The organism is Peptoclostridium litorale DSM 5388 (assembly GCF_900141635.1).
In the GTDB taxonomy this organism is placed as follows: Bacteria; Bacillota; Clostridia; order Peptostreptococcales; family Peptostreptococcaceae; genus Peptoclostridium; species Peptoclostridium litorale.
The window spans coordinates 1-13186 of record NZ_FSRH01000012.1; the positions used below are offsets into that span (position 1 = coordinate 1).

General features: G+C 39.8%; 11 protein-coding genes and 5 riboswitches. Of the genes, 2 read left to right on the forward strand and 9 right to left on the reverse strand.

Annotated features, from left to right (window positions below; all coding sequences use genetic code 11):
- The 5 genes from BUQ87_RS11060 to BUQ87_RS11085 all read right to left on the reverse strand — a co-directional run.
- The coding region (locus BUQ87_RS11060) for an NAD(P)/FAD-dependent oxidoreductase (RefSeq protein WP_143182462.1) at window positions 1-332 on the reverse strand (332 nt) is incomplete at its 3' end.
- Window positions 333-548: 216 nt separating this feature from the next.
- The gene (gene grdB, locus BUQ87_RS11070; RefSeq protein WP_081823016.1) at window positions 549-1859 is read right to left on the reverse strand and encodes a glycine reductase complex selenoprotein B; all 1311 of its coding nucleotides are present in this window, start codon (window positions 1857-1859) and stop codon (window positions 549-551) included.
- A gap of 17 nt (window positions 1860-1876) precedes the next feature.
- Complete coding sequence (grdA, locus tag BUQ87_RS11075; RefSeq protein WP_077216470.1) at window positions 1877-2353, reverse strand: glycine/sarcosine/betaine reductase complex selenoprotein A; 477 nt, start codon at window positions 2351-2353, stop codon at window positions 1877-1879.
- A gap of 65 nt (window positions 2354-2418) precedes the next feature.
- Window positions 2419-3705: a glycine/sarcosine/betaine reductase component B subunit gene (locus tag BUQ87_RS11080; protein ID WP_038267114.1), complete on the reverse strand. Its 1287-nt coding sequence runs from the start codon at window positions 3703-3705 to the stop codon at window positions 2419-2421.
- 82 nt (window positions 3706-3787) lie between these two features.
- Window positions 3788-4192 carry a GrdX family protein gene (locus tag BUQ87_RS11085; protein ID WP_242943838.1) on the reverse strand — a complete coding sequence of 135 codons (405 nt, stop codon included), beginning with the start codon at window positions 4190-4192 and terminating at the stop codon, window positions 3788-3790.
- A 301-nt stretch (window positions 4193-4493) separates the two neighbouring features.
- Window positions 4494-4607, reverse strand: a riboswitch (glycine riboswitch).
- 380 nt (window positions 4608-4987) lie between these two features.
- Window positions 4988-5097, reverse strand: a riboswitch (glycine riboswitch).
- A gap of 480 nt (window positions 5098-5577) precedes the next feature.
- Window positions 5578-5693: riboswitch (glycine riboswitch) on the reverse strand.
- Between the two features lie 328 nt (window positions 5694-6021).
- A riboswitch (glycine riboswitch) is annotated at window positions 6022-6127 on the forward strand.
- 1 nt (window position 6128) lies between these two features.
- A riboswitch (glycine riboswitch) is annotated at window positions 6129-6229 on the forward strand.
- Between the two features lie 190 nt (window positions 6230-6419).
- On the opposite strand from BUQ87_RS11085, the gene BUQ87_RS11090 reads away from it, so the two are divergent.
- Together BUQ87_RS11090 and BUQ87_RS11100 are read left to right on the forward strand one after the other, a co-directional pair.
- Window positions 6420-7238: a DNA adenine methylase gene (locus BUQ87_RS11090; RefSeq protein WP_038267108.1), complete on the forward strand. Its 819-nt coding sequence runs from the start codon at window positions 6420-6422 to the stop codon at window positions 7236-7238.
- A 249-nt stretch (window positions 7239-7487) separates the two neighbouring features.
- Window positions 7488-8060, forward strand: a complete 573-nt coding sequence (locus BUQ87_RS11100) for a TDE2712 family protein (RefSeq protein ID WP_052636298.1) — start codon at window positions 7488-7490, stop codon at window positions 8058-8060.
- A 114-nt stretch (window positions 8061-8174) separates the two neighbouring features.
- Here BUQ87_RS11100 and BUQ87_RS11105 read toward each other — a convergent pair whose 3' ends face one another.
- The 4 genes from BUQ87_RS11105 to dcuS form a co-directional block, all read right to left on the reverse strand.
- The gene (locus BUQ87_RS11105; protein WP_052636295.1) at window positions 8175-9497 is read right to left on the reverse strand and encodes a 2-hydroxycarboxylate transporter family protein; all 1323 of its coding nucleotides are present in this window, start codon (window positions 9495-9497) and stop codon (window positions 8175-8177) included.
- Window positions 9498-9535: 38 nt separating this feature from the next.
- Window positions 9536-10711, reverse strand: coding sequence for an NAD(P)-dependent malic enzyme (locus BUQ87_RS11110; protein WP_038267103.1), 1176 nt, complete (start codon window positions 10709-10711; stop codon window positions 9536-9538).
- Between the two features lie 149 nt (window positions 10712-10860).
- Window positions 10861-11535: a response regulator gene (locus tag BUQ87_RS11115; protein WP_038267101.1), complete on the reverse strand. Its 675-nt coding sequence runs from the start codon at window positions 11533-11535 to the stop codon at window positions 10861-10863.
- Complete coding sequence (gene dcuS, locus BUQ87_RS11120) at window positions 11532-13139, reverse strand: DcuS/MalK family sensor histidine kinase (protein ID WP_038267098.1); 1608 nt, start codon at window positions 13137-13139, stop codon at window positions 11532-11534. The genes BUQ87_RS11115 and dcuS overlap by 4 nt, the downstream gene beginning before the upstream one ends.
- Between the last annotated feature and the right edge of the window lie 47 nt (window positions 13140-13186).

A 13186-nucleotide genomic window follows, 5' to 3' on the forward strand; every position in this document is an offset into this window, starting at 1 on the left:
GTAGCAACTATTACAGCCTTAGCCTTGTACTCGCCTTTTGCTCCCTTAAGTACTTTTATCTGGTCTGTAAAATCAACGTCTACTATGTTGTCCATTACTCTTTCTGCTCCGAATTCTTCAACCTGCTCTTCCATTCTTCCTATTAGAGACGGTCCTGTAGCTTCTGGAACTGATCCTGGATAGTTGGCAACCTCGTGAGTTATTACTATCTGTCCTCCAACTTTCATTCCCTCAAGAAGAAGAGTCTTCATCTTTGCTCTTGCTCCGTAAAGTGCTGCTGCAAGTCCTGCAGGTCCTGAACCTATTATGGCTATATCATATACGTTTTCCACTTTAGCTTCCTCCTTAAAATCGTTTGCTTTTTATGTTTTGTTTTATGTAACCTCTGACAATTATATGCGTCCTCGATAATATCAAGGACATTTTCAAAATATCTTTACAGCTTTTAAAGATACCTTGAAAACTTTTTTTAACAGGTGTGAAAGGCAAAGCCTTTCGCACCTGTTTTTTAAGGAGAGGATAGAATGAACTACCCCCGGGTTTACTTATTAGTCTTCGAATACTGTCTGCTCTTCTATTTCTGTTTCAAGAGCCTTAAGAGACTTCTCAACTATTTTTCTTCTAAGAGCCTTCTCTTCTGCTGGAGAAAGAGCTGGATCTCCTAGTGGGTGAGGTATAGCTATTGCTGGAACTATTCTGTTAGCTCCAACTGTAAGTGCTATTGGAGTAACTGTACATATGTGAACTACAGGTATTCCTGATCTTTCTATTTCTTTAACCATCGTTGCGCCGCAACGAGTACAAGTGCCTCACGTAGAAGTAAGTATAACTGCGTCTACTCCGGCTGCCATTAGTTCTTGAGTGAACTCTTTAGCAAACTGCTTAGAGCTTAGAACTGCAGTTCCGTTTCCTGTTGTAGAGTAGAAGTATCTGTGAAGCTCTCCTATTACTCCTTCTTTCTCCATGTCTCTAAGAACGTCAACAGGTATAACTCTGTCTGCATCTTCGTTAGCGTATACAGGGTCGTGTCCACCGTGAGCTGTCTCCCAGCCTTCTGAAGTAAGATCGTCTACTCCGTCTATGTCATACTTTCCGTACTTAGATGCTGAAGATGACTCTATTCTATCTGGGTTTCCTTTTGGAACTATACCACCAGAAGTTACTATCGCTATTTTAGCTTTTGACATGTTTACTATAGCTCTTCCTGGCACAACGTTGTCGAAAACTGGCATTGGGTACTCAGTTACGAACTCTTCGCCTTTAAGCTTTTTAACAAGCATAGCTACAGCTCTCTTAGCTCCTCTGTCTTCTTTGAATCCGTTGACTCTTATTCCTCTTTCGATGTATCCTTCTTCTGCTGGAGATCCTATTTCCTCTCCCTTAGCATACTTAAGAGCGAACTTAGCTAGCGCTGGAAGAGACTTTCTCATTCCTGCAGCTGAGTCAGCTGTTGACATTACGTAAACGCTCTTCTTGTACATGTCTGCACCAGGGTTCTCGATGTACATTCCTGTAACAGCAGGTATTCCAAGTGTGTCTTGAACAGCCTTAGTTATAGCTCCAGCTGCAACTCCGTATCTTCCTGCGTTGAATGCTGGTCCAGCTATGAATAGGTCAGGGCTTGCACCCTTTACCATTTCTAGTACTGTTGCCTGTGCTGTTTCAAGGTTTTCTCCGAAGAAAGAGTCTCCACAAACTACTGTAGCTACTACTTCTGCGTCTTCTCCTAGAAGTTTGTCAAGGTTTTGGCTTATTGGTGGAAGCTCCTCTGCTACGAAAGGTGCTATGTCAGCTTTTTCTTCTCCACCTATTCCTGCGAAGAACTGGTTTATATAATGAACTACTCTTAATTTTCCCATGATTTTACCTCCCTTAATTAGTCGTTGAACTTGCAGTAGTCGGCTCTTATTGACTTCATTTCTTCTATGATAGAGTCAACGTCAAGAACCATTTCCATCATTCCAATTTGCTCATCGTATATTGCTGAGTCTACTGCTCCTTTGAATTCTGGTTCAACTGCGTGGAATACTCTTAGTCCCAACTGGACTCCTGCTAGTGGACCTGCGAATGTAGGGTCTCCTGCTGTTACAGTCTCGGCAGCTAGTCCTGCTGATTCAGCTTCCGCTGCTCCAACAAGAACTATTATGTTCTCTGCTCCGTATTGATCTGTAAAGTTTTTAACCCTGTTTTGGTTCTCTAGGTCCATAGCACCTGCAGCTGTTCAGACAAAACACTCAGTAGCTGAATAAACTACTTCTGCGTTTGTTCCTTTCAGACATTCTGCCATAGCAGGACCTGGTATTCCGTCTCTGTCACCGATTATGATGACTTTTTTGCCGTCGAATAATGACATACCAAAGTCGCTCCTTCTGATTTATATTTTATTAAAGCATGAGTTTTTCTATTTACAGGCTAATATTAGTATCCTTTAGCTGAAAGGTATCCAAATCCTAGCTCGTTTGTAGCTCCTGTTATAGCCTGGATCTCAACTACTATGCTTCCGTCTTCTGCAAGTGATCCGTCGAATCCTCCAGCTATAGTGTCGATGTACTGGATATGTCCTATAACCTTGTCCATCTTAGGAAGAGTTATTACCATGTTTGCATTTCCGTTAGATACAACTGCGTCAGCTCTAACGTCAGCATCAGCAAGCGACTGAGAAGCTCCGTCTCTTCCTGCGTACTCGTCTGTAGATATTACAGTCTTAACGTCTTGCATTTCTATCTTCTTGCAGTTCATTATAAGGTCTGTATCTGGGTTTCCGAAACCTTCCTGAGATACTATGGCTCCGTCAAGTCCTAGGTACTTACAAAGCTTAGCAGTCCAGTTTGAAGATCTCTCTTTGTCTGCAAGGTATACGTTCTCGTTTGTTATTATTACACCAACAAAGTTGATTTCTTTTCCATGCATTGCGTAAAGTTCTTCAACCATTGGGTTGTTGCAGTGGATGTATGTTGGATTCTTGTCACATGATGAAACGCAGTTTCCGCTTAGTACGGCTCCGTCCATCATTTCTGTTGGGTATAGTATAGTAGGAACTATTTTCTTAGCGTCTACTCCGTATACGTAAGTATCGTGAAGAAGACCTTGAGTTTGAAGCATGTATACGTATCCTACCTTTGGAAGCTCTGGGTACTGTGCCGCTCCCTCAAGTATTGGAGCTGTTTCATATACCTTAACTTCGTCTGGCTCTACATTCTTTCCAGCTTCTCCAAGGTATATTCCAGAGTTAAGTCCAACCATTCTCACAGCCTCTTCGTGCTTGTGCTGGTCTATTCCATCTTCTGGCTCAGCTATTACTACAACGTTAACAGTCTTAGAGAATGGAGTGTATTCTGCTCCAGTACCAGACATGTCAACTATTCCTTCCTGGAATCCAACTATTGTACCAGTTGTAAGAACTGCTGCTCCCTTAAGTACGTGAGTTCTTCCTGAACCAACTGTGTCAACCTTGTTGATAACGCCTGGGAATATTCCGCCAGGACCTTCAACCTTAACTCTTGGCTCTATAACGTCCTTAACTGGTGTAATTCTTACACTGTCTCCTGGACGAGCTATGTCGATGTCTACTGATTTTATGTGCTCTATTGCAGAAAGCTTGCTTATCATTTCTTCTTTGTTGATGTATAAAACACCATTTTCAACCTTTGTCTCTGCAGCGAACTGAACGTCTTTAATGAAGATATTTCCAAGTTCTAAACGCATATAAAAGTACCTCCTTCAATTTTGAAAAATAAAATATATTACTCTGCCGGCTTTGCCGTGCAGATAATAGATAGATTAGTTGTTAAAGAAATTGAATTTCATTTAATGTGTTTACAATCAAATCCAGGTCTACAACCTGAAAATCATTAGTAACCTTTTCATCCCATACAGGCGTCTTGTAGTTTAGTTGGAATTTTTGAACTGTCTGAATCGCTCCCTCTATAAGAGTTAGAGACTCAACATTCAGCCCTTTTCCTTCTTTGATGAATATAGTTCTATATGGAGTTTCATTAGGTTTTACACTACCGTAAAGAGGATGAGTAAGTATTTCGTAGCCAGTGTGAACAAGGTCTCTAACTTTTTCTAGCACACCCATGTAATCACAATCTACAAATATTATCTCTTCTACTTTGTCCGGTCTGTTTGCTTGTCGAACTAATTCTTCTTTCACCAAAGGATTGTTCGTTATTATCTTCAACTCAGACACCTCCTGTAAATCTCTTGAAAATGTTTTCCAGCCTCTCCATTAAAAAATCCAACCTGCATATTTATAATGTATATATTATATAGATTGAATTTTTATTAATTTCAAAACTTTTAGCATTATGCATTTTCAAGTTCTACTCATATTCTCCTACTGAACAGCCGCCGCCATTCAGATGAGTTTCCTTAAAAGTTATTGTTATATTTTAGGCATTTCAGTGTAAAAAAACACATCCTGCGCATAAAAAAAACAGCTAAAACTCACCCTAAATCCCAAGTAAGCTTCTCTGTTTTTATCCAGAGGTTGTCCAGATATAGTCCTTTTGCCTGAGAATTTCACCTTGCTTTTTTGGGAAAAACAAGACTTGTCCCTTCGGCGGCCTGCTGATCTGTAGCAAGCTCTCTCCTATACCCTTCTTCCAATTTGACTATTCATTTTTTTTATTTGTCCTACTTGCATTATAAAAAATTTCTTAAGCCTTTTCAATAGTTTTTTTAAAAATAATTCATTTTTTAAACAATTTTTAAAAATCATACATTTCGCAAAACCACTTTGAACCATTGTTTCGACAAAATCCCGGAGTTTTCCTGTCAATTTTCATTGTTATAAAATTAATCATTTCTCATTTCGAAACATTGGAGAGTATAAACCGCTTTACCTCTTGAAACTCCAACATTTTTCACGAAACCAGTTTAATTGCACGCATCTTCTATTCATACAATCAAAAAAACAAAAACAGAAAAACCCTTAAAGCCATAATCCCATTAACACCAGGTTTCTCTGTTTTAATCCAGAGGCTGTCCAGATATGATCCTTTTGCCTGAGAATTTCACTTTAGAGCGGCTAACTCCAAAGTTTGTCCCTTCGGCGGTTCGTAAAAAACTCGAACTCTCTTTCATACCCTTCTTCCAATTCATTTATTCATTTTTTAAATAATTCTTGTTTTAATTATATGACTTTTTTTTAACCATTTCAACATCTTTTTTTGAAATTCCCGATATTTTTTTCAGCTACACTGTATATACATTGGTTTTCCTCTTGTGGCTTTCAGATTTTTCGGTTTTTTCGAATTTTTCTGATTTTTCAGATTCCTGCAGTGAATCGCCAGTCGGATGTCAGTTCACTTTGATCTGTGTATATTGATATTCCTACTATATCCATCTACCACTATAGAGATTTCCACTATTTGACGCTAGCCTCACTATTGTATGTGCGAGTTTCAAAAAGCATCGCGAAATTTCAAATTGTCGCTGTGAAATTTTATTTTTTCGAATGCTTTTTTTACTGATGATATTTTGACAAATTCTACATATAAACTTCAGCATAAAACAAAAACAGAGAAACCAAGGATTTTCCATGATCTCTCTGTTTATATATCATCCAGAGGCTGTCCAGATATGATCCTTCTGCCTGAGAATTTCATCTTGTATTTTGGTAAAATAAAGACTTGTCCCTTCGGCGGCCGGCAAATTCAAACCTGCCAGCTCTCTCGCATACCCTTCTTCCAGTTTGCTATTTAAGTTTTTTATACTTGCCTACTTATATTATAGTTTTTTATAGTTTTTAAATCAAGTTCTTTCAATAGTTTTTTTTTATTTATTTTTCCCCACTTAACATGCTCGGTTTATGTAGTGCATAAATATATATTTTTGTGCCTTTAAAGTACATGTGCTTTTATTAATTTTTTTAATTTTTAAATTTTGCCTTGAAATAATTTTAAATTCGGTATATATTGTATTATAAGTTAAGCCTATAGTTTTTTGTTTTTTTATTAATTATTATTTTTTATTTTCAGTCTACTTTTTACTGGCTGATTTAAAATTTCAAACCAAATGACTGCAGTGTGAGATATCTCCTATGAGGTAGCCGAAGATGCAATATGAAGGATAAGCCTAGTTCTTCATAGAAACTTTCAGGCACAAGTATCGCTGCACGATGGAACTCTGAAGAGCTCGACCAATTGATATTTGGTTGACACCGAAGGAGAAAATGTGTTGTTTAATATGCACACTTAAACTCTCAGGTATAATATACAGAGGTGTAAAATGGCGCGGTTTTATAGTGCCTTTTTATACCTTTTTTATTTTTAAAAATCATACATTTGCAAAACATATTGCCAATATTCGATCAAAATCCTGTTAAACTGCAATGCTGACAGTCGGAATCTGGTTTTGTAGCATCTAAAAACAAGCGACTTTAACCGGTTATTGAGTTAGGAGGGGTTTTGAATATGAAAAACAATAAATACGTAAGTCCTTTTATAAAATGGTCTAAGGACGAAAAACATCTTGTCCCAGAACTTGAAAAATATGTGCCTAAAAACTTTACAAGTTATAGAGAGCCTTTTTTGGGAGGCGGAGCACTTCTGTTCCACATTCAGCCTCAAAATGCCGTGCTGAATGCAGTCAACGTCGAACTTTTGAATCTTTACACAGTTATAAGAGACAAAGTCGAATACTTGATTGAAGACCTCAAAAGTCATGTGAATGAAAAAGACTATTTCTACCATATAAGATCTTTAGATAGAAACGGTAAGATTCATGAGCTTTCAGACGTTGAAAGAGCCTCTAGAATGATATACCTTAACAAGACATGCTTCAACGGATTTTTTAAGGTTAACGAACAGGGCCAATTCGATGCTCCTTTCGGTTCATATAAAAATCCAAAAATTGTGAATAAAATAATACTCAGAGCCGTAAGCGAATATTTTAATAAAAATAATATCCAGTTTACAAACAAAAGCTTTGAAGAGTCCATTAAAGACGTGGAAAAGGGAGCTTTCGTATACTTGGCTCCTCCATATACTCCAGTTTCTGATAATTCGAAATTTGCAAATGGATTTGTAATGGAAGACCATATGAAGCTTAAAGAGCTTTGCGACAATCTCTCCTCGAGAGGAATCAACTTTCTTCTTTCAAATTCATCTGATCCGTTTGTACATGACCTGTACAAGGACTACAATATAGAGATAATTGAAATCGGGCGAAATATAAATTCCATTTCTTCAAAACGTGGACAAATAGAAGAAGTCTTAATCAGGAACTATTAGGGAGTATGTGAGAGTGATTTCCCATATATATGAATGGTATAATATAGAACTTTTTCTTTTTATACGGATGAACCGAAAGGTCACTTTTGAAGAAATAAAAAAAATTTTCCCCCTTGTTTCAGAAATTGATCTAAAGAAACTGGTGACACTTGGAAAAATTAAAGTTGACAGCGAATTCTATATGGCAGTATAGTTTATTGTGATAAATTAATTTTATATTCCATATCTATTATATAAGGAGATGTTTTTATGCTTAAGAAAATAAAATTGAATCTTACAGTAATGGAATCTATGCTTTACTACTGGGAAGCCACTAAGGACAGGGAAAAAGTTGGAGAAGCTTTCATAAAGGCCGTTGCCGGAGCTAAGGAAATGAAGCTTACTTATGACGATGACTTCGATGAAGAATCTGCAAGAAGAGGCCTAAGCGCAATATCGAACACAGAGCCTTTCGTTCCTAAAAACAGAAATGAAGGACGTTTCTGGAACGACAACATGTGGATGCTTGAGGACATGGACTATATGAGAGCTATAATGCAGCCTCTTAAAGTTCTTAACCTTGATTCAGTTATAGAAGAAGTGAATTCAAAAGGTGATTTTGGAGTTGAAGAAGTAGAAGTAGTATTCCTTCCTCTTCACCTAAAGCCTTACTACACTTCTAGCGACACGCTGCTTATAAACTTCTTCTGCGTTAAGCCTGAGGGTGTAGAGTCTGCTGCGCCAACTGACTCTAACCTTGACATTGACGTTGAAGCAAGAGAAATGATAGAAATGAATGACCTTAAGAGCTTCATAGCTTCAAAGCTAATGGAACTTAAATAATATAATATTGTTATGAACATAAAAAAGCCCCGCAAAATGCGGGGCTTTTTTATGTTCATACATTGACTTTCAATTGTATATCTCTATATTTTTATTATGCACAATGTTCCGTGACTACGTGAATATCTTCAAAAGAGCTGTTGCCAGTATGAGCATGAATGCTCCTCCTATACGGGATGATATCTGGGCAAATGGCATAAGCTCCATTCTCTTTGAAGCCGAAAGAACTGCAACGTCTCCCGTTCCGCCCATGTTTGCCATGCAAAGTCCTGCCGTTATCGACGATTCTATAGGATAGAATCCGAAGAAGCTTCCCACAAATCCCGACCCTATGGTAGCTCCAAGTATAGTAACCCCTACAAGAACTACATACTGAACGTTTAATGAGTTTATAACCTGGTTTATGTCTGTATATGCGACACCTATTCCAACAAGAAGTGCAGGCGTGAGGTTGGCCATTATGAATCCGAACCACTGGGCTGCGCCTTCTTCAAACTCCCTTGGAAGCACTCCAAAAGCCTTTACTGCTGCAACCGAAAGTATCATGAGTGCAAACTGATGAAGAGGTATGAATTTTCCTAAAAGACATCCAAGTACAAAGAATGCTGTGGAAAGAGCAAGGCCTGTTCCCATCATTTTAAAGTCCAAATCCCTTCTCTTTTCCTGCGATCCCATTTCTGCTTCCTGGGATTTCATAAGTTTCCCGTCTCCAGAAAGCTTTTTGTTGTTTTTCCCAATCTTGTCGAGAATACCTGCAACCACTATTGCCATTGCGTTTCCAAGCGCTACTGCAGGAACCATTACCGAAAGCATGTCTGCGGGGTCTACTCCAAGTGATCCCCCGAATATTTGAGCCAGTGGAACGGCTCCAGCTCCCATTCCTCCTCCCATTATCGGAAGTGCTATATACAGTATCGCCTTTTTTGCACCGTATCCTATGAGTGCGCCTACAATGCCTGCAAGTCCAAGTGCAGCCACAACTCCTCCTATTATCGCCGGAAGATATCTTACAGCGGCCTTTATGAGGAGCTTTCTGTTCATTCCAAGTATACTTCCCGTTATAAGTGCTGCAATATAGAAGTTCAAAAATCCTTCACCCTTCATGAAATTTGTCATTATTTCTGAAGACGCCTGCGGAAATACTCCATATGCCGCAAACGCTGCCGATGCAAATATTACAACTATAGGTCCTCCTCCAAAATAGTCCTTCACTATAGGGGTCTTGTTTCCTACTTCGTTTAACACTGCGCCAACCACCATCATGAGCGGGATTGCTCCAACCATTCCCTTTGGCAAAACTCCAAGATATGTCGCTGCAATTACCACCAACGCCAGTGCTGCAAACAGCGGCAGTGGCATTCCCATAATCCTGTACTCTGGCTTTTCAAAAGCCTTTTGAGCTGCATCTTTTTCTGATAGCGAAACATTAACACTCATATAAAAACCTCCCATTCCAGTAACAGTTTGAATTGATACTATTTCAGCCTTGCAACGCCGCTTTCTCTTGCCGCCCTTTCTACTGCCTCGGCCACTTCAACTCCTATCCTCTTGTCTAGTGCATTTGGTATTACATAGTCTTCACTTAGCTCATCATCTTTAACTATATTGGCTATTGCATATGCCGCTGCAACCTTCATCTCTTCATTTATGTCGCTTGCCCTCACATTCAGCGCTCCCCTGAATATTCCCGGAAAAGCCAGCACGTTGTTGACCTGGTTTGCAAAATCCGAACGGCCCGAACCCACAACCTTTGCACCTGCCTTTTTTGCAATATCCGGCATTATCTCCGGAGTCGGATTTGCCATCGCAAACACTACTGCGCCCTCGTTCATTGAACATACCATTTCTCCGCTTACAACGTTCGCTGCTGAAACCCCTATGAATACATCCGATCCCTTCATAGCGTCTGCTAAGATCCCCTGTTTGCACTCAAGGTTTGTAGTCTTTGCAAGCTCTTCCATATGAGGCGAATTAAAAGGTGACCCCTTGTATATTATTCCCTCCCTGTCGCACACGGTTATGTTCTTCGCACCTATGCTAAACAGCATCTTGACTATGGCGCATCCTGCAGACCCCGCTCCATTTACAACTATTTTTGCATCCCGTATATCCTTGCCCACGAGCTTTAGCGCATTTATAAAGCCTGCGCATACGACTATGGCAGTTCCATGCTGGTCGTCATGAAATACCGGTATGTCAATTTCCTTTTTAAGCCTTTCCTCTATTTCAAAACATCTCGGAGCGGCTATGTCCTCAAGATTGATTCCCCCGAATGTAGGGGCTATCATTTTGACTGTATTTACAATCTGGTCCACATCGCTGCTGTCTATGCATATAGGGAAAGCGTCCACATTTGCAAACTCCTTGAACAGCACGGCCTTTCCTTCCATCACCGGCATTGCCGCCTGCGGCCCTATATTTCCAAGCCCAAGCACTGCAGACCCGTCAGTGACTACTGCTACAAGGTTTCCCTTTGCGGTGTATCTATATACATCCTCCTTGTTTTCATGTATCTTCCTGCACGGCTCTGCAACCCCAGGAGTGTATGCAGTGCTCAGGTCATCTCTGTTTTCAATACTCACCTTTGAAACAACTTCGATCTTGCCGATATTTTCCTCATGCATCTTAAGGCTCAGTTCAGAATAATTCATCCGGTATCATCCTTTCAATATTTCAGAATTTTTTTACTTCTTACGTAGAATATACACTTTCTGTACAAAATAAAAAACATTTAGAAATTAACCTAAATGTTTTTCAAATTAAAAATTCTCCGATATTTTTTTGTCACATTGCACTCCCTTTATTTTATGAACCTGTACATGTTGGTGGGCCTTCCAACAGCCCCGTATTCCACCTCTATTTCTATTTCACCTATTGATGCAAGATATTCAAGGTACCTTCTCACCGTGACCTTTGTTATGCTCAGAGCCTTTGATATCTCGTCTGCCGACACCAAAACGCCGCTTCTTTTGCACATATAATCCCTTACCCTGTTCAGCGTTTTAATGTGAAGCCCCTTTGGGGTTGACTTTTCCTTTTCAGACGAGTCCGCCCATGTTATCTTGTCTATGTCCTCCTGCCTTACGACATCCTTTCCACTGAGTATTTTATGCCTCTTCTTGTAGTTTTCAAGGGCTTTTTTAAACCTTTCATATTCAAAGGGCTTCACAAGGTAGTCTACCGCTCCAAGCGCCATTGACTGGTCGAAAGAATCCGTCTCCTTCGCAGCGGTCACAAGTATTACATCTGTTGTTATGTTATTTTGCCTTATCTTTTTCAAAAAGCTTATCCCGTCTATTCTTGGCATGTATATGTCCAGTATTATAAGGTCTATATCCTTGTTTTTTATAAGTTTTAAAGCCTCTTCCCCGTTGGCCGCTATGCCCACAACGCTAAATCCCTCTATACTTTCAACATATCTCTTGTTTATAGAGGCCACCATGGGATCGTCCTCCACAATAAGAACCCTTATCATATTCTCCTCCCTCCTTGTTTTGGCAGCTTTATTATAAATTCAGTCCCTATGCCGTCATACGAAGAAACATCCAGTTTTCCACCCATGCTCTCAACGGCTTTTTTAACCAGAGCAAGCCCTATTCCGGAGTTTCCTTCTTTTGTAGTATATCCCCTTTGGAATATCTTGTCCAAATGGTCTTTTTTTATGCCCATGCCTGTATCGGCTATGTCTATTTCTATTGAATTTTCAGTTTCTTCCATTCTTATGTCTATGCTCTTTTCATACTTATCAGACCTGTCGAGGCTTATGGCGTCCATTGCATTTTCAACCAAGTTCCCTATTATCGTGACTAGCATATTGCTGTTTATATTTCCGTGGTCTTTCTCAATATTTGTCGACTCGTCTATTTGAATCTGTATTCCCCTTTCGTTTGCCTCGCTGAACTTTCCAAGCAGCAGAGCCGCTATCGTGGGATCCTTCACCTTTTTTATTATGAAGCTCATTATCTGCTGCTGGTTTTGGGTTATGTCCATTATATAGAATTTGGCCTCTTCAACATCGTCCATTTGTATTAGCCCCATTATCACGTGCAGCTTGTTCATAAATTCATGCGTGTTGGCCCTTAGAGCCTCTATTATCTGCCTAACACCGGTTATTTCCTCCGCAAGCCTTGTAACTTCCGTCTTGTCCCTGAACGTGGCTATTGCACCCACTATTTCGTCTCCCCTTTTTATGGGCATTCTGTTGGTGAGTATGACAGTGTCGTTTATGACCTGCTCATCGTCATATTCTGACTTCCCGCTGTTCATAACCTCTGCAAGATGGCTCGTTGGAAATACCTCCAAGACATTTTTCCCGTAGACCTCTTTTTCGTCCACATTAAGCATATTTATCGCTGAGTCGTTTATTAGAGTTATGTTGCTGTTGCTGTCAATGGCTATTATCCCCTCATGTATGGCGTCCAGCATTGCCTGCTTTTCAGTATATAACCTGCCTATCTGATGCGGTTCAAGCCCAAATATTGACTTTTTTACGTTTTGTGCAAGCAAAAAGGCCCCCGCCATGCCTATTATAAGTCCTACCGAAGATGCATAAACTATCCCGAATATGGCTTGTTTTTTTTCCTTCTCCAGGCTTTTTATGAGGGTTCCTGTCATCACGAATCCTATCTGTCTGCCCTCATAAAATACTGGCACAAAAGCCCTCACTGAAGCTCCGAGTGTTCCTGTGGCCTGCGAAACATACGTCTCGCCGTATTCTATCACCCTCTTTTCGTCCCCGCCTACAAACCTTTGTCCGATATTTTGGGGATTGGGATGTGCATACCTTATCCCATCCATATCTGCAACAACTATTATTTCGACTTCCTCTAGGACTGCAAGTACATTTTTTACATAGTACTGTATAAGCCCCTCCGGATCCTTTTCAACCAGGGCCCTTTCTATACTCGGAGCCTGCGCAATCATTTTCGCTACATTGGTTATATCCACCTCTATCTTGTCCTGAACAGTGTATTTTGCCAGTTCTATCATGAGGTATGTTATATTTGCTATTGATATGGAAAGCACCACCACTATCAATATAGTGATTTTCGTTTGAAGCTTAAGCTCAATATTTTTCATATTTGCCACCTGCTTTTTTATATTTCTCCAATATAATATATTCCCTA